This window comes from Pseudoflavonifractor sp. 524-17, assembly GCF_009935845.1.
Lineage (GTDB): Bacteria > Bacillota > Clostridia > Oscillospirales > Oscillospiraceae > Pseudoflavonifractor_A.
Genome location: NZ_QWEK01000030.1, coordinates 1 through 19,903, shown reverse-complemented (window position 1 = coordinate 19,903; position 19,903 = coordinate 1). Strand labels below are relative to the sequence as shown.

Sequence of the window (19,903 nt, the reverse complement as noted above, 5' to 3'; positions counted from 1 at the left end):
GTCAGGAGAGGGTGTAGACGGTGATCTGGGATTTTTTGTCCCGGCTTTTGTTCTGGGCCGTGAGAAATTGAATCAGCGCCTCCGGCGCGGCCCCCTGGAAACGGGACTTGTCCAGAATGCACCCGCCCTGGCCCTGGAGGAAGAGGTAGAGCCGGCTGCCGCAGTCGCACAGGGCGAAGACCTCCTCATAGCTGTGCTGCCGCGCCTGAGCGCCGATCCGGGCGGTAAAGCCGCCGTCAGAAAAGGTGAAGGTGATGTCCTCCGGCGGCGCAGCGGTGCGGCCCGCCCGGGCGATGAGCTGGTGGTAGAACAGGGCCGCCGCCAGGCATAGCCCGCCCAGCACCGCCGCCGGGATAACCAGCAGCCGCCGGTCCGCAGCCCATAGATAGCCCCCCATGGCAAAGCAGAACACGCTCAGCAGCCCCATCAAAAACCGGGTGCTGCCGCTCTGGCCCCGCTGCACCGTGCGGCCGGCGGCCCGCTGGAACGCCGCCGTCTCTTTGTTGTCATATGTGGTTGTCACTGTGCAGTTCAACCCGACGCCTCCTTTTCTCTATCCCCGCGCAAAAATAAAACGCCCCGAGCCAAAGGGCTCAGGGCGAACGATCTGTCCGCGGTACCACCTGAGTTCGGCCGCCAAAACGGGGCCGCGCTCTGGGCCCGTAACGGGGGCCGGCCGGCGGCGTATACTTTGTATTCTTCTACGCCGCGGCTCCGGGGCGACCTTCCCCATACCCGTCCAAAGCCTCGCACCAAACCGGCTTTTCTCTGACTCCGGGTCTGCTGGGTACTCCTCCCCATCCTCGCCTTTCGCTGATTTCTCTAGTATATGAAATCCGCCGGAAAAAGTCAACCGCTTTTGTCCGGCCCCATCAAAAAAATGTGCCGCCCGGCGGTATTCTGCCCTTGTTCAGACAGGGCCCAGCATCCAGTTCATCAGCAGCAGCAGGCCGAACCCGGGCAGGCCCAGCAGGCCGAGAATGAGGGCATTGAAGAGATTCACCCCCAATGAGATCCCCAAAAAGCCGCCCGCCTGGCTGAACAGAGCCAGCCCCGCCAGCCCAACTCCCGTCCGGCCCAGCAGCCGGAGCAGCCGCCTCACGGTTTTTCCCATGGCCAGCAGCACCAGCAGGGCCATCAGCCCCACGGTAATTGGGGCCGCATAGGCCCGCAGTATGTCCAAAGGCAAGGCACTTCCCTCCTGTTGATTGTTCTTCCCAGTCCCTTGGATCCTTCCCGCTGTTTATGGATAGGCCGACAGAGGGCGGAAGCCGCCCTTTTTCTCCCGGCGGGGCGCCTCCTGGCTGTCCGGCGCCTCCAGAGTCTTTACCTGCCGCAGCAGATAGGCGTATCTGGCCTGAATGGCGTTGATGGTATAGATATAGGACTCGATGAGATCTGGGTCCCCGGTACCGTTGAAGTTGGCGTATGCTTGGGCCAGATCCACTCTGGCCCGGTCCAGCTCCTCCCGCAGGGTGCGGCGGACCTCTTCCGTCTCCTGCCGCCTGCGTCTGTCCGCTCTGCTCATACTGTGCTCCTTTCTCCGCAGTTCACTCTATGGCTCAGTTTTGCCGGGTATGCCTGCTTTTATACCAAAATTTCCCGCGAATGTCCCGCTCCGCAGCGGTCATACTATGCTCGGACAGGCAGTGAGGGACACTTCCTTCCAAACGCATCTCCTTTTAAGCCGGTGCCGGGCGCGCGCGCCCTCTGGCGAAAGGCGAAAGGAACTGCGGTCTGTCCGGCCAAACGGCTCTATCCGCCTGGAGGAAATCTTCTTTGGGCGGTACGGCGGCCGTGGAGGGCCGCTGTGTGGGAACCTCTCCCATGCGGCGGCCCTCGTTGCTTTTCTCCCCTTTTGGAAAAAGGGGAGGAGAAATTTTGACAGCGGTTGACTTCGACGGAAAAGGACAGGGGCGGCAAGTTATAATCGCAGTACACCAAAATCTGGTACACTGCGATTTTTTATGTGCCGGACGGGAGGCGGAAAGATGGGTGTGACCTGTACGGAAGAGGGCCGGAGGATGACAATCCAGATCTCCGGCGAGGTGGACCACCACCGGGCCAAAGAAATTATGACCGAGCTGGAGCGGGCGGTGGAAGCCGGCCTGCCCAGGCAGCTGACGCTGGACCTGTCAGGGGTCACGTTTATGGACAGCTCCGGCATCGCAGTGCTTCTGCGGACCTACCGCCAGCTGGCGGGGCTGGGGGGCGCCATGGAGGTGGCGGGGGTGCCGCCCCAGGCGGGGAAGGTGCTCAAGGCGGCCGGGCTGGAGCGGCTGATGCCCCTTGAATACAAGGACTAAACGTGTTCGGGCGATCTGAGCGCCCGGTGGAGGGATTACATATGAGACAAGCAGCGAAAAACGAGGCGGTGCTCACCTTTCTCAGCCGCTCCGCCAACGAGGGCTTCGCCCGGACGGCGGCGGCCAGTTTTGTGGCCCAGCTGGACCCCACCCTGGACGAGGTGAACGACATCAAGACCGCGGTGAGCGAGGCGGTGACCAACTGTATTGTCCACGCCTACCCCCAGGCCCTGGGGAAGATCAGCCTGCGCCTGCGGCTGTACGGGGACAATACGGTGGAAATTGTGGTGAAGGACACAGGGGTGGGCATTGCCGACGTGGACAAGGCCCGTGAGCCCCTGTACACCACCGGGGATGAGGCCCGCTCCGGCATGGGCTTTACCATTATGGAGAGCTTTATGGACGGAGTGAAGGTGCGCTCCGTCCCCGGAAAAGGGACCGCCGTCACTCTGGTCAAGCGGATCGCCCGCCGGGCGGGCGTGCCGGCGTGAGTGTGGCGGACACCCCCGCCCTGCTGGAGGAGGCCCGGCAGGGGGACAACGAGGCCTGCGCCCGCATTCTGGAGGAAAACGCCGGCCTGATCTGGGGCATCGTGCGGCGGTATTACGGCCGGGGCGTGGACCCGGAGGACCTCTATCAGCTGGGGTGCCTGGGGTTTTTAAAGGCGGTGCGGGGCTTTGACCCCTCCTTCGGCTGTCAGTTTTCCACCTATGCCGTGCCCAAGATCACCGGGGAGATCCGCCGCTTCCTCCGGGACGACGGGACCGTGAAGGTAAGCCGGGGGCTGAAGGAGCGGGGGGGCAGCATCCGCGCGGCCCGGGAGAAACTGTCCGCCGCCCTGGGGCGGGAGCCCACCCTGTCCGAGCTGTCCGCCGAGACCGGGCTGACGCCGGAGGACATCGCCGCCGCGGAGGAGGCCAACCAGCCTGTAGCCTCCCTCCAGATGGAGACGGGGGACGGCCTCACCCTGGAGAGCCTGCTGGGCGGAGACGGGTTCGAGGAGGATCTGGTGGAAAAGGACGCCCTGCGCCAGGCGGTAAAATCCCTCCCCGAGCGGGAGCAGAAGGTAATCCTCCTGCGCTACTTCCGCTCCTTTACCCAGGACCGGACCGCCAAGGTGCTGGGGGTGTCCCAGGTGCAGATCTCCCGCATCGAGCGCAAGGCTATGGAGCACCTACGCCGCCTGCTGGAATGACCCTGATAAAAAGCCCGCCTGTCCAATCTGTGGACAGGCGGGCTTTTTGGCGCGCTGAGGCGGGGTTCCGCCCCCCGGTTACTCAATCTCTATATTTTGTATACCATAGTTGAGAATCAGATTGATTAACTCGTTGCGGGAATGGTTTGTCTCCGCCGCGAGTTTGTCCAGCCTGTCAAGGGTGTCCTCCTGAAGCCGAACAGTGATTATCTTGTGCCCGTCATTGCCCCGCCGCTTGATTTTCAAGGGTTCACTTTTCATATCGCTGTACCTCACAATCTATCATAAATTATAACTTGACAGGGAGGCACAAAGTATAATATAATATCATATCATTTTAGATATCAAATTATATTACAGGAGGCAGTGAGAGATGAGAAAAGTTCTGGCCCTTGTGCTGGCGGCGGCCCTGGCCCTGGCCCTGACGGCCTGCGGCAGGGACTACAGCGCGGACTTCACTGGAATGCTGGATGTGTACAGTCTGGACATGACGGAAGACGACGCCATCGCCTTGGAGGATGGGGTTGACTACGAGGCAGAGGATCTGGGCGACAGCAGGCTGCTGGAGTTCGAAAACGGACATATCTACCGCTTTTCCAAAAAGGACGGCTCCTTCGAGTTTGTCAAATGGACGCTGCCGGACCATCTGGTGGACGCGGGCCTGGAGATGTGGGAGGAGGTCATAGACGAGGGCATCGAGAGCTGGACAGACCGTTATGGCGGGCCCGAGTTTAACGAGAAGATCGATTCCTACAGCTGGTACGGCAAGGTAGACGGTCAAAGGGCCCAGTTATCCGTTCAGAAAGGCATCAAAAACCTGACCCCCTCCATGCTGGAGCTGGATAAGGTAAAGTAACTACATAAAGAAAAAGGGCGGTTGCAGCGTTCATTCTGCAACCGTCCTTTTGTTGGTATGAGCGGTCATTTCCGGCGGCGGCCGGAGTAGCGGGAACCCCTGCCGGCGGCGCTGGCGCTGTAGCGGCTGCGCCGCTTACCAAAGAGGAGGCGGCGTCCGCCGAAAATGAGGACAAGCCCGCCAGCGGCGGCCAGGGCGGCCTTGACCCAGAGCTGCTGAAAAAAATTCTGCACCTGGTTCAGGCGGTAGAGCAGCTCAGAGCGCTCCACAGTGCTGGTGGCCAGCAGATCCGCAGAGCCGTAGGACTGGCCCTGGTAAGTAACAGTGACGGTGCCCAGCTTCTGGCCCGCCTGGACCGGGGCCTGGACCTCCTCCGGCAGGTCCACCTTCTGCTGGAAAGCGCTGGGCTCGATGTCGTTGGGGAGGGTGGCCTCCAGACTGGCGCTGGGCTGGACGGTGACATAATTGGCCCCGGCGGAGAGGGACACCCGCACCTCCGGGAATCCGGAGATGCCCTCCGCCAGAAGGGTCTGGGTGGAGAAGGAGTCAAAGCCCCAGTCCAGCAGGCGGCTGCTCTCAGTGAAGTAGTTGACCTCCGGGTTGACCTTGTAGTTCTCCGCCCCCAGCACCACGGCGATGAGGGTCTTCCCGTCCTTGGTGGCGGAGGAGGCCAGACACCGGCCTGCCTCCGGCGTGGAGCCGGTCTTGATGCCGTTGGCGTACTCATACCAGTAGCCGGACACACGCCAGGTGGAGATGAGGGCGTTGGTCTCGTGGAGCTCCCGCTTGTCGCTCAGATTGGTGGCGGGGACCTCATAGGCCTTGGTGGAGACGATGGTGCGGAAGGTGGGGTGCTGCATGGCCTCGTGGCACATGAGGTAGATGTCATAGGCGGTGGTGTAGTGGCCGTCGTCGTGGTAGCCGTGGGTGTTGACAAAGTGGGTGCCGGTCATACCCAGCTCCTGGGCCCGGCGGTTCATCAGGTTGACAAAGGACTCCACGTCGCCGCACAGGAACTGCCCCAGCGCGTTGCACGCCTCGTTGGCGGAGGCGGTGAGGGCGCAGTAGAGCAGGTGCTCCAGGGTGATCTGCTCCCCGGCCTTCAGCCCCACGGTGGACCCCCCCTCGCCGATGCCGTAGTTCACCTGATCGCCGATGGTGACCACCTCGTCCAGCCGGTGGTCCCCCCGGTCAATGGACTCGATCACCAGCAAAGCGGTCATCACCTTGGTGATGGACGCGGGGTAGTTCTTGTCCTGGGCGTTCTGGGCGTAGAGGATCTCCTGGGTGCTGTCGTCCACCAGAATGGCGGCCTTGGCCTCGATCTTCATGGTGGAGAGGAGCTGGCTGTCCTCCTTCAGGTCCCCCATTGGGTAGGAGAAGGGGGCGGCGGAGGCGGGGATCTGGGAAAACAGCAGACACAGCAGCATCAAAACGGGAAAGAGACGAATTTTTTTCATAGGAAACGCTCCATCATTGTGATATACTGGGTGGTGTACGCCGCGGACCGGCCGCGAGATGAGATGTAGACATAATTATATCAGACAAAGCGCCCAAACGCAATGGAGAGGACGTGAGGGATTGAAGATTTCCAAATTGGAGTGGGGCGCGCTGGCGCTGACGGCGGTATTTTTTGCCTTTTCCGCCGGCTGGCTCCTCCGGGGGACGGCGGACGCGCCGCCCGTCCGGGTGGAGACCGAGCGCACCCTCACGCTGGAGGAGCAGACGCTCAGCCTGCCGCCGCAGTCCACCCCCGCCCCAGAGCAGACCTTGCCTCCGGGGGAGAAACTCAACATCAACACCGCCAGCGCGGCGGAACTCCAGCGGCTGCCGGGGATTGGAGAAAAGCGGGCGGCGGACATTATCGCCGACCGGACCGCCAACGGCCCCTTCCGTATTCCCGAGGACCTGACCCGGGTGAGCGGCATCGGCGAGGGAACACTGGCGCATTTGCTGGATTATATCACCACAGGGGAGGACGCACCGTGAAAATTTTAGTGGTAGACGACGAAAAGGTTCTGGTCAAGGGGATCAAGTTCAACCTGGAGGGGGAGGGCTACGAGGTGGAGACCGCCTGCGACGGGGAGGCTGCGGTGGAGCTGGCCCGGGGGGGCGCCTTTGATCTGATCATTCTGGACTTGATGATGCCCAAGATTGACGGGCTGCAGGCCTGTATGCGCATCCGGGAGTTCTCCAACGTCCCGGTAATCATGCTCACCGCCAGAAGCGAGGACGCGGACAAGATCGTGGGCTTTGAGTGCGGGGCGGACGACTATATTACAAAGCCCTTTAACATTTTGGAGCTGAAGGCCCGGGTGCGGGCCCTCCTCCGCCGGGCGGGCATGGCGGAGAAGAAGGAGAAGGGGGGCCGGCTGTCCGCCGGACACATCACCCTGGACCCGGACGAGCGGGCGGCCTGGAAGGGGGAGCAGAGCGTGGACCTCACCGCCAAGGAGTTTGACCTGATGGAGCTGCTCATGCGCAACCCCGGCCGGGTATACAGCCGGGAAAACCTGCTCAATGTGGTGTGGGGATACGAATACGCCGGAGACTACCGCACCGTGGACGTACACGTGCGCCGCCTGCGGGAGAAGCTGGAGCTGGACCCCGCCCGGCCGGTGTATATTCTGACCAAGTGGGGCGTGGGGTACTATCTCAAGAATGGCTGACCGTACGCCGCCCGCGGGGCGGAGAGGGGGGAGAGACATGCCGGCGCAGACGCTGGGGCAGAGCGTGCCCTTCTGGCGCTCGCTCCAGAGCAAGTTTATTTTGAGCTACGGGGCCATTGTGATCGCCCTGCTGATCTTTCTGAATACCTACCCCATTCTAATCTCCCAGAACCTGGTGTTTCAGTCCAAAAAGGACTCCCTGTGGCGGCAGGCGGACATCATCACCTCCACCCTGGCGGGGGCCGGGGGGCTGACGCCGGAGGGCGTGGAGGGCAACCTGAACCAGCTGGGCGTGACGGCCAAGCTGGGGGTGGCGGGGGTGGACCGGGTACTGGTCACCGACCCCGGGGGCCTGGTGCTCTACGACACCAGCGAGGTGGACAACGCCAGAGACCGCTACGCCCTGCTGTGGGAGGTGGTCAGCGCCCTGCGGGGCAACGATGTGTTCCGGTCCGAGTTCCGGGAGAAGGCCTTTCACAGCTGGGCGGCGGCGCCCATCATCTACCGGGGGATGACCCAGGGGGCGGTCTATCTCTACGAGTGCGACAGCAGCCAGGCGGAGGTGCTGCTGGACTTCCAGAAGAACCTGCGCAATGTGTCCCTGGTGGTGTGCGTGCTGGCCCTCCCCCTGAGCGTACTCTTTTCCACCGCGGTGACACGGCGGATCGCCGTGCTGCTGCGGGGCATCCGCACCGTGCGGGAGGGGGAGTACAGCCACCGGGTGTCCGTGTCGGGGCGGGACGAGCTGTCCCGGCTGGCCAATGAGTTCAACGAGCTCACCGGACGCCTTCAGGTGACGGAGGAGGTCCGCCGCCGCTTTGTCTCCGACGCCTCCCACGAGCTGAAGACCCCCCTGGCCTCCATCCGGCTGCTCAGCGACTCCATCCTCCAGACCAAGCACATCGACAGCGAGACGGTGCAGGAATTTGTGGCGGATATCGGCAGCGAGGCGGAGCGGCTCACCCGCATTACGGAAAAGCTGCTCACCCTCACCCGGATGGACACCGCCCCGCCCCAGAATCTAACGCCCGTGGACCTGAAGGCGGTGGTCCTCCGCGCGGAGCACATGCTCTCCCCTTTGGCCCGGGCGGGGAATGTACAGCTGAAACTGAATCTGGCGGAGCAGTGCCTGGTCCTGGCCACCCAGGACGATCTGTATCAGGTGGCCTTCAACCTGATGGAAAATGCAGTGAAATACAACCTGCCTGGGGGCAGCGTGATGGTAAAGCTCTCCCTGCGCCGGGGCCGGGGCCGGGAGGAGCGGGACCGGGTGGTACTGCTGGTGGAGGACACCGGCATGGGCATCCCCGAGGAGGACATGCCCAAAATATTCGACCGCTTCTACCGGGTGGACAAGGCCCGGTCCCGGGCGGCGGGGGGCACAGGTCTGGGCCTGTCCATTGTGCGCGACACGGTGCGCCAGCACGGCGGCAGCGTAGAGGTGCGCCGGCGGGTACCGGAGGGCACCTGCTTTCAGGTGGAGTTTCCCCGCTGGCAGGAGGGGAGAAAGGGGGGACGGCCATGAGGCGTGTCAGCGCTGGACGCAGACTGCTGGCAGCTTTGTGCCTGCTGGCCCTGGGCGGGTGCGCCGCCCGCCGGGAGCGCGCCGGCAGCGAGGGCGAATATCAGATCTATTTCGCCGCCGCTCAGAGTGAAAACGGCGCCGCGGTGGCCAGCGAGTCCTGGACGCCGCCGGCCCAGGGCGGGGAGATCCAGGCCCTGCTGGACCGGCTGCTGGCGGGGCCGGAGGCGCTGTCTCTGTACTCCCCCTTTCCCCAGGGGCTGTTTGTGCGCGGCTGGCGGCTGGAGGGCGGACAGCTGCTGGTGGACTTTTCCGAGGCATACGGCGGCCTGTCGGGCATTGAGCTGACCCTGTCCAACTACTGCCTGACCCTCACCCTCTGCCAGGCCCCGGGGGTGGAGACGGTGCAGGTGACGGTGGAGGGGGAGGCCAGCCCCTTCGTCCCCGCCGCCGGCCTGCGGGCGGGGGACGTGGTCCTCTCCGGGGCGGAGCGGGAGCCAGTGTGGGTGACGGTAGAGCTGTGGTTTGGTTCGGCGGACGGCGCCGGGCTGGCCACAGAGTACCGGCAGGTTCAGATTACCGGGGAGAATACCCTGAGCAGCACCCTGCTCTCCGCCCTGCTGGCCGGGCCGGAGGACCCGAATTTGCAGGGCCTGATGCCCCCGGACACCCAGGTGGCGGGGGTCCTGCTGGAAAACGGGGTGTGCAACGTGGACCTGTCCCAGTCCTTTGTGGACGGCCTGCCCCGGGACGAGGCGGAGCTGGAACGGCTGGTGGCCTCCATCACCCAGACCATCTGCGCCAACCTGGAGGGGGCGGAGCAGGTGCATCTGTGGTGCGAAGGCCGGCCCATCCCCCTGCCCAACGGCCTGGGCGAGCCCCAAAGCCCCGGCTCCTGGATCCAGCCATAGACAGGAGGCGCCCCTGCCTTTTCCCCTAGGCCCATGGCGGGGGAACAGACCTGGGCTTTCGCGCCGTCTGCCGGGCGCTGAGCGGCTGCTACACCACAACGGAGACAGCCAGCTCCAAGGCTGTGCTATCAGGACAAAAAATCCAGCCCCTAACAATACCGGCCTGCGCGCATTCAAAAATGCGCACAGGCCGGCTGTTTATGGACGGCGAACATAACTGGTCAAAATATCAAGTCAAGCGCGATGAAAACAAGGGATATGTATAATACCCCGGCAAGGAGAAGGCTGGATGCTTTTCCCTCCCGCCGCCACCTCTGAAAAGATTGATATGTAAAATGTAACGCAAGGGGAAGGCACACCAGAGTGAGCGCATAGTCAGGCAACATATCCGTAAAGAGCCGCAGGAAGAGTACAAGCAAGCCCACCGCAAGATAAACCAACCAGAGAATACGTACATACCATCTCATAGAAAACCCTCGCTATATAGAAGCAGTTACAACATCCCCGCCGATTTTGGAACCAATCGCTGCGGCATCCGAGAGATTTTCGTTGGAAATCCTCACTGTAATTTCGCCATATTTAGGGGACGTACCGCTTATTCCTACCGCTTGCAACATAATCGTTTAATGTAATTATATAAAAATTTATGTGCATATAAAACATCAGACTCACGCCCCTTTTGTTATATTATACTACAAGAATAAAACCGAGTCAATATATATAATAATCAGATTTTAATCCCGCCCTATAAATGTGATTTTGCATAAATAGCCCGGAAAATTTTTCTGTAAAACCGCGCGCGCAGATGAAATCAGCGGATCCGTAAAACGAGCGCGCTCTTCCTGCCTTTTCTCCTTGCCCCAACAGGTCCTGTATGGTATGATTACCAGGAAAACTGAAAGGATATGAGGAATCCACGTGAACATCGGTACCATTCAGATTGACACCCAAGTGGCCCTGGCCCCTATGGCAGGGGTGACGGACCTGGGCTTTCGCACCATCTGCCGGGAACTGAGCGGCTGCTACACCACAACGGAGATGGTCAGCTCCAAGGCCCTGTGCTATCAGGACAAAAAATCCATCCCCCTGCTCAAGCTGGGGGAGGAGGAGCACCCCGCCGCCGCCCAGATCTTCGGCAGCGACCCCGCCTGTATGGAGGAGGCCGCCGGCATTGCCGGCCAGGTGTCCGGGGCGGAGATTATTGATATCAACATGGGCTGTCCCGTGCCCAAGGTGGCCCAGAGCGGGGACGGCTCCGGCCTGATGCGCACCCCAGAGCTGGCCGCAAAGGTAATGGAGGCGGTGGTCCGGGGGGCGGGGGGCCGGCCCGTCACCGTCAAATTCCGCCTGGGGTGGGACAAGGGCTCCATCAACTGCGTGGAGTTCGCCCAACTGATGGAGCAGGCCGGCGCCGCCGCCGTCGCCGTCCACGGCCGAACCCGCAGGCAGATGTACTCCGGGGAGGCGGACTGGGACTACATCCGGGCGGTGAAGGAGGCGGTGTCCGTCCCGGTCATCGCCAACGGGGACGTCTTCTCCCCCGAGGCCGCCCTGCGCATTCTCAAACGCACCAGGGCGGATATGGTGATGATAGGCCGGGGGGCCTTTGGCAACCCCTGGCTGCTTCAGCAGTGCGCCGCCGCCCTGCGGGGAGAACCCATCCCGTCCCTCCCCCCGCTGGCGCAGCGGTGCGCCACCGCCATGCGTCAATTTACCCTCAACGCCGCCCACAAGGGGGAGAAGATCGCCTGTCTGGAGGCCCGGCGGCACTACGCCTGGTACCTCAAGGGGATCCCCTACGCCGGCTATTACAAGGAACAGATCGCCCGCGTCTCCACCATGGAGGACTTAGCGCGGGTCACCCAGGGCATCCGCCGGGATTTGTGCTGAGCCCTCCCAATTTTGAGAAAGGGCGGTGAAGACCGTGTCCACAGAGCAGGAGCTGGTATCCAGGGCCCAGGCGGGGGACGAAGAGGCCTTCGCCGCCCTGGTGGAGCAGAATCAGACCCGGGTCTACCATCTGGCCCTCCGTCTCACCGGCAGCCCGGACGACGCGGCGGAGCTCACCCAGGAGGCCTTTCTCAGCGCCTGGCGGGGCCTGGGGAAGTTTCAGGGGGGCAGTTCCTTTTCCACCTGGCTCTACCGGCTGACCAACAACCTGTGCATCGACTTTCTCCGCCGGGAAAAGCGGCGCCGTTCTTTGTCCATGACCGTCTCTCTGGACGATGAGGAGGAGGGGCGGCAGGCCGACCTGCCGGACGACCGGTATAACCCCCACCTGGCTGCCGAGCGGAAGGAGCTGGGGGAGGCCATCCGGGCCGGGCTGGCGTCCCTCACCCCTGAGCACCGGGCCGTGCTGGTCCTGCGGGAGTTCGACGGCCTGTCCTACAGCGAGATCGCCCAGCTTCTCTCTCTGGAGGAGGGGACGGTAAAGTCCCGTATCGCCCGGGCCCGGCTGGCTCTGAGAAACTATTTGATCTCCACGGGGAACTTTTCTCCCCCCGCATCGTCTTAGAGAGTAGAAAAAGGAAAGGAGGGAGCTTCATGATTCACTGTGACCAGGCGCTGGAGCTCATCAGCGCCCGGCTGGACGGCGCGCTCACCCCTCAGGAAGACGCCGCCCTGGAAGCCCATCTGGCCCAGTGTCCCCAGTGCCGCGCCCTCCTGGCGGACTTGTCCGCCCTCCGCGCCGCCTGCGCCGGGCTGGAACCCCCTGTCCCCGCCGGCCTGACGGATCGGATTATGGCTCAGCTCGCCAAAGAGGCGGCGGAGCCCGCCCCCGTTGCACAGCAGCCTAAAAATAAAAGTTTTCTTTGCTTCCTTTCTTTTGAAAAAGAAAGGAAGTGGCGGAATTGGGCGGCCACCGCTGCGGTTTTCGCCCTTATCCTGGCCGGGGCAGGCCGGGTGTGGCAGACCTCGCTGCTTGGAACCGGCAGCGGGTCTGGCGGCGCGGCCCCTGCTGCGGGGCCGTCCGCTGACGGCGTCGCCGGCGGCGGAACGCGCTCCCTCATCTCAGAGCAGGCGGGCGCCCCCGAACTTGCCTCCCCCAAGGCCGTGCCGGAGCAAACCGCCCCTGCCACCGATACCGATAATGCCAGCCAGACCAAATGCACCAGTTATCCCAACCCCCAGTCTGAGACGCAGCCCGCCTGCGCCGGGGAGAGCAGCGCGCTGCCGGAGACCGCCGCCCCCGCCGGCGCGGACATCGCCGCTGCCCCCCAGGCCTCCGATCCCCCCGCCCCGGCTGTGTTCACCGCCGGCCGCTCCGGCGATACCGGCCCGCTGGACCCCCAGGGGGCGCTGGACGCCCTCCTCGCCCAAATAGACGGCAGCTATACCTTGGCGGATCTGCCTGACAACACAGTGGGCTGCCTCCTCTTCCCCGCCGCCGGAACGGCTCCGGACTGGACCTGCGGGGCGCTGGTCTATACCGGCTCCTTGGATGATGGAGGCTTCTGCTTCCACCTGCACACCTATGCCCAGGACCCGCCCGGCCCGGACGGCCAGAATACGGACTACCTGTGCTATGTGCTGGACGCCGCCGGCGTCCTTACAGAGGTCCAAACCCTCACGGAAGACGCCCCCTGCGGCTGCTCCGGGATTTTTTAACACTGTATTTGAGACGACAAAAGGCACGGCCAGCTACCGTGCCTTTTACCGTAACTTTATTGCAGGAGGTGGTTCCCATGGACTAAATAGCGGACAGCCAGTGACTATCTTCTTTGAAGCGTGTGGGAGGCTGTATTGATGTAACGAAGAATTCCGCTAGTAAAACAAAGGAGTGTGCCACTTATGAAAAAGGCTATTTCGATTTTAAAGTCGATATTACTAACTAAAATTATTTGCTTGTGATGGAATTTGAACAGGCTGTTTTTCCGCAGAAAGATATTGCCGAACTCTTAGAATGGCTGCAAGAGAAATATGTTGTATCTGAGATAAAACTTGCCGATTTCTCAAAATCGTTTGGAAAACACTTGGTATATAATGCGGTTCATGCTGTTACGAATCAGAAGCTGATGTTAGAAGAGCGTGAGTTGCAATTTATATGTTATAGAGTGGAAAAGGCAGCTCATAACAGTGAATATGATTATATTTTAGAGAGCACATACGGAGAATATATTTATGTGATTATCGAGAAAAATACTGGCTATATTTTATCCAACTGTAACAAGCTATATCTGGAGTTAGTGATAGCGCGGGGCGTTACAAAGGAGGATATAGATAATAATACCATGTATATGCAGTATTATCTTGATTGCTTGAGGCTGCGTCAAGAGGAAATGGATTGAGGTGAACAGCGATTTCCAGATCCCGGCGAGGACTCGCAAAAGCACGTTCACACTGGCGACACAACGGGATGCTTTCTATGCCCCAAAAGGCCCGCGCACTTTAGGCGGGCGTCCGTAAAACAGGGAACGGAGCGTATCAGTATCGATACGCTCCGTTTCTTGCATACCCCCGATTGCGCGCCCCCTGGCTCTCCCCCTGGGAGAGCCAAGTACTGAGCGCCCTTGCAGCTACAGCAATTTGCCTTGCTGTAGCGGTTCCCTGTCTTATGAGCACTGCGGTTGTCCGCGCGGGCCTTTTTGTGGAGTTTGAACGATTTTAATGAATTTGCTGTTGCCAAACTGTTTATTTTGAGTTATAATGACTACTGTCAGTCGTGATGATCCATCGGGGCACACTGCTGGCCCGATTTCAAGTGCAAGGAGAGGAAACATATGAGCTATTCTGCGCAAAACATCCGCAACATCTGCCTGCTGGGACACGGCGGCAACGGCAAGACCACTCTGGCGGAGAGTATGCTGTATCTCACCGGCGGATCCATCCGGATGGGGTCCACGGTAGACGGCAACACCACCTGCGACTACGACCCGGAGGAGACCCGCCGCCAGATTTCCATCTCCACGGCGGTGGCTCCTGTGGAATATAAGGGCTGCAAGATCAACGTGCTGGACACCCCGGGCTATTTTGACTTCGTAGGCGAGGCCATTGAGGCCATGAGCGTCTCCGGCGCGGCGGTGATCGTCTGCTCCGCCAAGGGCGGCATGAGCGTGGGCGCCGAGAAGGCCTGGAACTACTGCGAGGACCGGAAGATGCCCCGCATCCTCTATATCTCCAAGACCGACGAGGACAACGCCGACTACAACGCCGCTTTCGCCACCCTGCGGGAGCGGTTCGGCAAGAACATCGCCCCTGTCGTCGCCCCCATCTGGGACGAGAACAAGAAGGTCATCGGCATTATCGACGTACTTCACAAGCGCGCCTATGAGATGCAGCACGGCAAGCGGGTGGAGATCGATGTGCCGGAGGATAAAAAACCTGTGCTGGATGAGCTGTACGACGCCCTGAAGGAGTCCGTGGCCGAGACCAGCGAGGAGTTTATGGACAAATACTTCGGCGGAGAGGACTTCACCTACGCCGAGATGGTCCAGGGCCTGCGCCAGGGCGTGCGGGAGCTGTCCCTCTTCCCCGTGGTCTGCGGCTCCGCCGCGGAGGGGCTGGGCACCCTGATGCTGCTGGACACCATTGTGGACCTGGTCCCCAACCCCCTGGAGGGCTCCCCCGAGATGGTGGAGAACGCCGACGGCGAGCTGGAGGAATATGTCCTGTCCGACCGGGCCTATCCCTGCGCTTTCGTCTTCAAGACTACCTCTGACCAGTACGGCAAGTACTCCTATATCAAGGTCTTTTCCGGCACACTTACCCCCGATATGCCTGTGGTCATCGCCCGCACCGGCGAGACCGTCAAGCTGGGCCGCCTCTATGTGATGAAGGGCAAGAAGGCGGAGGAGGTCAAGGAGCTGGTGTGCGGCGACATCGGCGCCGTGGCCAAGATGGACGCCTTCAAGACCGGGGACACCATCTGTGACAGCCGCAAGGTGATTAAAATCGCCCCCCTGCCCTTCCCCGAGCCCTGCTACTCCGTGGCCATCGCCCCCAAGACCAAGGGCCAGGAGGACAAGATCGCCGGCGGCCTCACCCGCATGAGCGAGGAGGATCCCACCTTCACCTGGGCCAACAACGCCGAGACCCGTCAGATGGTGGTCACCGGCACCGGCGATATGCAGATGGACGTGCTTCTCTCCAAGCTGAAGAGCCGCTTCAGCGTAGAGGCGGAGCTTTCCACCCCCCGGGTGGCCTACCGGGAGAAGATCCGCAAAAAGGTAGAGGTCCAGGGCCGCCACAAGAAGCAGTCCGGCGGCCACGGCCAGTTCGGCGACGTAAAGATCCGCTTCGAGCCAGGCGAGAGCGAAGAGCTGGAGTTCTGCGAGGAGGTCTTCGGCGGCGCGGTGCCCAAAAACTACTTCCCTGCGGTGGAAAAGGGCCTGCGGGAAGCGGTGCAGCACGGCGTGCTGGCCGGCTACCCCGTGGTCAACCTGAAGGCGACCCTGTTCGACGGATCCTACCACCCGGTGGACTCCTCTGAAATGGCCTTTAAGACCGCCGCCCAGCTGGCCTACAAGGCCGGCCTGCCCGACGCCAACCCCATTTTGCTGGAGCCTGTGGGCGAACTGAAAGTCACCATTCCCGACAGCTACATGGGCGACGTCATCGGCGACCTGAATAAGCGCCGGGGCCGCGTCATGGGCATGAATCCCGACGGCAAGGGCAACCAGGTGGTGGAGGCGGAGGTCCCTATGGCCGAGATGATGACCTACGCCATCGACCTGCGCTCCCTCACCCAGAGCCGGGGCTCGTTCACCTTCCATTTCGTCCGCTACGAGGACGCTCCCCCCGCCGCCCAGCAGAAGGCCATCGACGCCGCCAAGGCGATGCAGGAGCTGGACAACTAAAATTCACGCTGTGGTTCTGAACTTCAAAGAGGGCCTGCGGTTTGACAAACCGCAGGCCCTTTTTTCCTGCGGAAATTGCCGTCTGAAAAAAAAGTTCTCTAAATCTCTTGACAATATATATATATATATATGATATAATTTACGAAAACTTGTGCAGTATGACGGTTTTCTCTTCTGTTTTGCTGCGCAAGACGATAAAGGAGTGTTTTGGAATGAAAAAGCGTTTCCTCTCCCTGGCGCTGGCGCTGACTCTGTGCCTGTCCTTGCTGCCGGCGGCCTCCGCCGCCGCGGGGCTGGACAACTTCACCAAGTCCAACCCCTATACCCCCGGCCAGTTTACCGACGTCCCCGCCGGCGCCTGGTTCGCCGGCCCGGTTCAGGCCGCCTATGAATACGGCCTGATGCAGGGCCCCAGCGCCACCCTGTTCAACGCGGGCGGCAACGTGACCATCGGCGAGACCGTGGTCATCGCCAGCCGGCTCCACGCCGCCTATCAGGGGGAGGGCTTCGTCTTTGAGCCCGGCGACCCCTGGTATCAGCCCTATGTGGACTACGCCGCCGCCAACGGCATCGCCGGTGGCTATCCGGACTACGGCGCGGTGATCAGCCGGGCCGGCTTCGCCATGATTCTGGCCAACGCTTTCCCGGCGGAGGGGCTGGCCGCCATCAACACCGTGGAGGACAACGCCATTCCCGACATCCCCTCTGACGCCAACTATCACGACGCCGTCTACCGCCTCTACCGGGCAGGAGTCCTCTCCGGCTCCGGCGCCACCCGGGCCTTCCTGCCCAACAACAATATTACCCGGGCCGAGGTGGCGGTGATTCTCTCTGCCATGGCGGACGCCTCCCTGCGCCAGAGCTTCACCCTCTCCGCCGCCGCCGTTCCCACCCCCACGCCTACGCCTACTCCCACACCTACGCCTGCCCCTCCTGCCGGACCCACCTACAACCAGCTGGTCTCTCCTTTCAATAAGATTGTAGACGGCTACAACGACGGCCGGTACCGCATTATGGTTATTATTACTACCGCCACAACGGCAGATGTGGCCAGAATGTCCTATGATATGGCGGCTGAGCCCCTCTTCGGTTCCCCAAATTTCAGCACGATGCTCAGCGCGGAATCCACGCGGCGCGATGCTCTGAAAGATATGCGCAAATATGTTGATGAGGCACTTCCCTATGCCAATGCCATTCTGGCCGCCTGCAACGAGTATCCGGAGTTCTTCGCCGATCTGAAGCATGTTACAGAGACCACCATCTCCGAGCTGAAGGATCTGCGCAACCGCACCTTTACCTCTGAGGGCGACCTGGACTTCGCCCATCAGGTCACGGACCACTGGCTGGAAATCTCCGATCTCATCGACGATGCCCGGATCCGTATGAACGCCCTGAAAAAATAACCGCCGGCAGAAAACAGGTCCCGGCCCCTGCGCGCAGGGGCCGGGACCTTGCTAGTTCAGCCGGAAGAGGGCGCGCACCGGCACACCCTGTGCGGCCAGCGCCGCAAGATACTCCACCCCGCCGAACACCAGGCAGGCCAGCCCAGCCAGCCCCGCCCCTACGCCGCTGTCTGTCAGCACCCGGAACAGCAGGTTGATGCACAGCCCCGTGAGCACCGAGGCCAGCATGGGCGCGGTACACCACTGGAAAATCCGGGGCCGCATCCCGGCGTACCGCCCCACCGCCGGCCAGTTGAGGAGCAGGCCAAGGGCAGAGCTGATCACAAATCCGGCCACATATCCCCCCAGCCCCACGCCAGGCAGGCCCATAAAAAACCAGGTACAGCCCAGCTGGACCGCGGCGCATACAATGGCGTTCCACGCGGCACGGCGGTGCTTTCCCACGCCATTGAGCACTCCGCCCAATACTGACTGATAGCAGGACAGCAGCACGCCCGCCGACAGGGGGAGGATAAACTGTCCCGCCGTGGGTTCCCGGAACAAAAAACGCCCGATTGCCGGCCCCAATACTACCAAAAAGGCCATGCAGGGCATAATCAGCACCGAAGTTGCCAACATGGCCTTGTTGATCCGGTCCCGGATGCGGTCCAGGCGGCCCAAAGCGGCGCTCTGGGCCAGCCGGGGCACCAGCACCAGCCCCATGGCTCCAATAAAGGCCGACGGCATGTTCAGCATCGGCGCCGTCATGCCGCACAGCACCCCAAAGGCGCTCATGGCCTGGGACACATCCGCCCCCGCCGCCACCAGCCGCTGGGGGATAAGAATGGCGTTGGCCGACCCCATCAGGTTCCCCAGCAGGGCGGTCACCCCCGCTGGTACGGCGATAGACGCGATGCGGCGGTTCAGCCCCGCCTTGGCCGGTACTCGCGGCAGCCCGGCCATATACCGGCGGCAGAGCGTCACCAGCGTCACCGCGGAAAACACCTCGCACAGCACCATGCCCAGCACGATCAGCCCCACGGTCCGTTCCGGATTCTGAGGCAAAAACGCCGCCAGCAGGCCCAGCACCGCCCCCGCCCGGATAAACTGCTCGCACAGCTCCACCAGCGCCGGCGGACGCACATTTCCTGTGCCGTAGAAAAAATGCTTGTGGAGATTTTCAATCCCCGTCAGCAGAATGCAGGGCATCAGAAGGAGCAGGCCCAGCCTGGTTCGGGCGTCCCGGAGGATATAGACCGAAATAGCGTCGCTGAACAGAACGATCACTGCCGCCACCGGTACAAAGATTGCCAGAAAAGCCGCCCCACACCGGCGGAGCACCGCCCGCACGCCGCCCCCCATTTCCCTGGCGCAGAACTCTCCCGACAGTTGGGACACCGCCACCGTGGGCCCCACCGCCGCCAGGGACATAATCACTGCGCTTACCGGTAAAATGAGCTGATAAAGCCCCATAATCTCCGCCCCCACCATCCGGGACAGGAAAATCCGGTACACAAACCCCACCGCCTGAGCCACCAGACCGGCGCCGGTAAGCAGCAGAGTTCCATATATCATTGAAGACCGGCTCAGTTTCAAAACTTGGCTCCCCCCTTTTCCTTATCTATATTCGCGGAGAATCAGAGACATTCTCTGGACGCCCTCCGGTGGCGGGGCCCTGCGCGGGCGGCGCCAGGGCCCTTTCCCGAAAGGACCCTGGGCCCAAAGGGCCCAAGGGGGGCTGGCCCCCCTTGGGGAGCCCCCATACAATGAGCCCCCCGGTGCACCGCGCCGGATATCTGCCATGCCGATGTGCTAGTCCGGCAGACAACGCAGTCCCAGCTGGGGCTTTACAGGAGACGTTACAATAGAAGAGCCGGGCCTCTCGAGTCGGCCCGGGGGTTTGTTTACAGATGGCGTTCCCCCGGGCCGACCAGGGAGGCCCGGCACATAAAGCCTGGTCTGGCAGGAGACCTGCGCAGGGATCACTTATCTCGAAAAACTCTCAGGACGCTGAGGCAGTGGTGGCGGCGGGGCACGCCGCCTGGGCCCCCGCGCTGGGGGAGTCCAGAGGGGGGATCATCCCCCCTCTGGCCCTTTGGGTCCAGGGCCCTTTCGGGAAAGGGCCCTGGTGCCCGCCGCGCAGGCGGCCCGTGCGGCGAGCACAAATCCCGCCCCCGCGGGGCGGCCCGCCTACAGGAATCCCTGCAACTTTATTTGACAAACCGTCTCAAAACGAGTATCATAGTTTCGCGCTTTGCACTGTAA

Annotated in this window: 20 protein-coding genes and 1 other annotated feature; of the genes, 14 read left to right on the top strand and 6 right to left on the bottom strand. The window is 62.0% G+C overall.

What is annotated here, in order from left to right; genetic code table 11:
• Position 1 precedes the first annotated feature (1 nt).
• From D1159_RS11840 to D1159_RS11830, 3 genes are all read right to left on the bottom strand, one after another.
• On the bottom strand, positions 2 to 535 hold the full coding sequence (locus D1159_RS11840) for a YcxB family protein (protein ID WP_161845870.1): 534 nt from the start codon (positions 533 to 535) through the stop codon (positions 2 to 4).
• A gap of 56 nt (positions 536 to 591) precedes the next feature.
• Positions 592 to 813: a binding site (T-box leader), on the bottom strand.
• Positions 814 to 910: 97 nt separating this feature from the next.
• Complete coding sequence (locus tag D1159_RS11835; protein WP_243152263.1) at positions 911 to 1,189, bottom strand: pro-sigmaK processing inhibitor BofA family protein; 279 nt, start codon at positions 1,187 to 1,189, stop codon at positions 911 to 913.
• 54 nt (positions 1,190 to 1,243) lie between these two features.
• Positions 1,244 to 1,528 (bottom strand): DUF2508 family protein, encoded by a 285-nt coding sequence (locus tag D1159_RS11830; protein ID WP_161845869.1) that lies wholly within the window; start codon positions 1,526 to 1,528, stop codon positions 1,244 to 1,246.
• A 463-nt stretch (positions 1,529 to 1,991) separates the two neighbouring features.
• Between D1159_RS11830 and D1159_RS11825 the strand changes: the two genes are divergently transcribed.
• The 3 genes from D1159_RS11825 to D1159_RS11815 are packed head-to-tail and all read left to right on the top strand — an operon-like array spanning position 1,992 to position 3,501.
• Positions 1,992 to 2,306 (top strand): STAS domain-containing protein, encoded by a 315-nt coding sequence (locus D1159_RS11825; RefSeq protein WP_161845868.1) that lies wholly within the window; start codon positions 1,992 to 1,994, stop codon positions 2,304 to 2,306.
• 41 nt (positions 2,307 to 2,347) lie between these two features.
• Positions 2,348 to 2,797, top strand: a complete 450-nt coding sequence (gene spoIIAB / locus D1159_RS11820; protein WP_161845867.1) for an anti-sigma F factor — start codon at positions 2,348 to 2,350, stop codon at positions 2,795 to 2,797.
• Positions 2,794 to 3,501 carry a sigma-70 family RNA polymerase sigma factor gene (locus D1159_RS11815; protein ID WP_161845866.1) on the top strand — a complete coding sequence of 236 codons (708 nt, stop codon included), beginning with the start codon at positions 2,794 to 2,796 and terminating at the stop codon, positions 3,499 to 3,501. The genes spoIIAB and D1159_RS11815 overlap by 4 nt, the downstream gene beginning before the upstream one ends.
• A gap of 78 nt (positions 3,502 to 3,579) precedes the next feature.
• Here D1159_RS11815 and D1159_RS11810 read toward each other — a convergent pair whose 3' ends face one another.
• Positions 3,580 to 3,762: a ribbon-helix-helix protein, CopG family gene (locus D1159_RS11810; protein ID WP_161845865.1), complete on the bottom strand. Its 183-nt coding sequence runs from the start codon at positions 3,760 to 3,762 to the stop codon at positions 3,580 to 3,582.
• A 112-nt stretch (positions 3,763 to 3,874) separates the two neighbouring features.
• Between D1159_RS11810 and D1159_RS11805 the strand changes: the two genes are divergently transcribed.
• Positions 3,875 to 4,357, top strand: coding sequence for a hypothetical protein (locus D1159_RS11805; protein WP_161845864.1), 483 nt, complete (start codon positions 3,875 to 3,877; stop codon positions 4,355 to 4,357).
• A gap of 65 nt (positions 4,358 to 4,422) precedes the next feature.
• On the opposite strand, the gene D1159_RS11800 is transcribed toward D1159_RS11805, so the two are convergent.
• Entirely contained in the window at positions 4,423 to 5,817 is a 1,395-nt protein-coding gene (locus D1159_RS11800) for a D-alanyl-D-alanine carboxypeptidase family protein (protein ID WP_161845863.1), read from the bottom strand.
• 121 nt (positions 5,818 to 5,938) lie between these two features.
• Here D1159_RS11800 and D1159_RS11795 point away from each other — a divergent pair, with 121 nt between their 5' ends.
• The 10 genes from D1159_RS11795 to D1159_RS11750 all read left to right on the top strand — a co-directional run bounded on the left by D1159_RS11795 (position 5,939) and on the right by D1159_RS11750 (position 17,659).
• The gene (locus D1159_RS11795; RefSeq protein ID WP_202621054.1) at positions 5,939 to 6,346 is read left to right on the top strand and encodes a ComEA family DNA-binding protein; all 408 of its coding nucleotides are present in this window, start codon (positions 5,939 to 5,941) and stop codon (positions 6,344 to 6,346) included.
• Positions 6,343 to 7,026, top strand: coding sequence for a response regulator transcription factor (locus D1159_RS11790; protein ID WP_161845861.1), 684 nt, complete (start codon positions 6,343 to 6,345; stop codon positions 7,024 to 7,026). Before D1159_RS11795 ends, D1159_RS11790 begins: the two co-directional genes overlap by 4 nt.
• 37 nt (positions 7,027 to 7,063) lie before the next feature.
• Complete coding sequence (locus D1159_RS11785; RefSeq protein ID WP_161845860.1) at positions 7,064 to 8,551, top strand: HAMP domain-containing sensor histidine kinase; 1,488 nt, start codon at positions 7,064 to 7,066, stop codon at positions 8,549 to 8,551.
• Positions 8,548 to 9,459 carry a GerMN domain-containing protein gene (locus D1159_RS11780; RefSeq protein ID WP_161845859.1) on the top strand — a complete coding sequence of 304 codons (912 nt, stop codon included), beginning with the start codon at positions 8,548 to 8,550 and terminating at the stop codon, positions 9,457 to 9,459. Before D1159_RS11785 ends, D1159_RS11780 begins: the two co-directional genes overlap by 4 nt.
• Before the next feature lie 918 nt (positions 9,460 to 10,377).
• Complete coding sequence (dusB, locus tag D1159_RS11775) at positions 10,378 to 11,349, top strand: tRNA dihydrouridine synthase DusB (protein WP_161845858.1); 972 nt, start codon at positions 10,378 to 10,380, stop codon at positions 11,347 to 11,349.
• A gap of 34 nt (positions 11,350 to 11,383) precedes the next feature.
• Complete coding sequence (locus D1159_RS11770) at positions 11,384 to 11,974, top strand: sigma-70 family RNA polymerase sigma factor (RefSeq protein WP_161845857.1); 591 nt, start codon at positions 11,384 to 11,386, stop codon at positions 11,972 to 11,974.
• Between the two features lie 29 nt (positions 11,975 to 12,003).
• Positions 12,004 to 13,068: a zf-HC2 domain-containing protein gene (locus tag D1159_RS19220; RefSeq protein WP_202621053.1), complete on the top strand. Its 1,065-nt coding sequence runs from the start codon at positions 12,004 to 12,006 to the stop codon at positions 13,066 to 13,068.
• Positions 13,069 to 13,307: 239 nt separating this feature from the next.
• Positions 13,308 to 13,748, top strand: coding sequence for a hypothetical protein (locus tag D1159_RS11760; protein ID WP_161845856.1), 441 nt, complete (start codon positions 13,308 to 13,310; stop codon positions 13,746 to 13,748).
• A 432-nt stretch (positions 13,749 to 14,180) separates the two neighbouring features.
• Complete coding sequence (fusA, locus tag D1159_RS11755) at positions 14,181 to 16,256, top strand: elongation factor G (protein WP_161845855.1); 2,076 nt, start codon at positions 14,181 to 14,183, stop codon at positions 16,254 to 16,256.
• A 212-nt stretch (positions 16,257 to 16,468) separates the two neighbouring features.
• Positions 16,469 to 17,659 carry an S-layer homology domain-containing protein gene (locus D1159_RS11750; protein ID WP_161845854.1) on the top strand — a complete coding sequence of 397 codons (1,191 nt, stop codon included), beginning with the start codon at positions 16,469 to 16,471 and terminating at the stop codon, positions 17,657 to 17,659.
• A 51-nt stretch (positions 17,660 to 17,710) separates the two neighbouring features.
• Here the strand turns inward: D1159_RS11750 and D1159_RS11745 are convergent, their stop codons facing one another.
• Entirely contained in the window at positions 17,711 to 19,213 is a 1,503-nt protein-coding gene (locus D1159_RS11745) for a polysaccharide biosynthesis C-terminal domain-containing protein (protein WP_161845853.1), read from the bottom strand.
• Positions 19,214 to 19,903: the final 690 nt, after the last annotated feature.

What these genes read in the sequence shown, in the direction of transcription:
- D1159_RS11830 (WP_161845869.1), bottom strand. Translation starts at nt 1,528, where the DNA reads ATGAGCAGAGCGGACAGACGCAGGCGGCAGGAGACGGAAGAGGTCCGC.
- D1159_RS11825 (WP_161845868.1), top strand. Translation starts at nt 1,992, where the DNA reads ATGGGTGTGACCTGTACGGAAGAGGGCCGGAGGATGACAATCCAGATC.
- spoIIAB (WP_161845867.1), top strand. Translation starts at nt 2,348, where the DNA reads ATGAGACAAGCAGCGAAAAACGAGGCGGTGCTCACCTTTCTCAGCCGC.
- D1159_RS11810 (WP_161845865.1), bottom strand. Translation starts at nt 3,762, where the DNA reads ATGAAAAGTGAACCCTTGAAAATCAAGCGGCGGGGCAATGACGGGCAC.
- D1159_RS11805 (WP_161845864.1), top strand. Translation starts at nt 3,875, where the DNA reads ATGAGAAAAGTTCTGGCCCTTGTGCTGGCGGCGGCCCTGGCCCTGGCC.
- D1159_RS11800 (WP_161845863.1), bottom strand. Translation starts at nt 5,817, where the DNA reads ATGAAAAAAATTCGTCTCTTTCCCGTTTTGATGCTGCTGTGTCTGCTG.
- D1159_RS11785 (WP_161845860.1), top strand. Translation starts at nt 7,064, where the DNA reads ATGCCGGCGCAGACGCTGGGGCAGAGCGTGCCCTTCTGGCGCTCGCTC.
- D1159_RS11780 (WP_161845859.1), top strand. Translation starts at nt 8,548, where the DNA reads ATGAGGCGTGTCAGCGCTGGACGCAGACTGCTGGCAGCTTTGTGCCTG.
- D1159_RS19220 (WP_202621053.1), top strand. Translation starts at nt 12,004, where the DNA reads ATGATTCACTGTGACCAGGCGCTGGAGCTCATCAGCGCCCGGCTGGAC.
- fusA (WP_161845855.1), top strand. Translation starts at nt 14,181, where the DNA reads ATGAGCTATTCTGCGCAAAACATCCGCAACATCTGCCTGCTGGGACAC.
- D1159_RS11750 (WP_161845854.1), top strand. Translation starts at nt 16,469, where the DNA reads ATGAAAAAGCGTTTCCTCTCCCTGGCGCTGGCGCTGACTCTGTGCCTG.
- D1159_RS11745 (WP_161845853.1), bottom strand. Translation starts at nt 19,213, where the DNA reads ATGATATATGGAACTCTGCTGCTTACCGGCGCCGGTCTGGTGGCTCAG.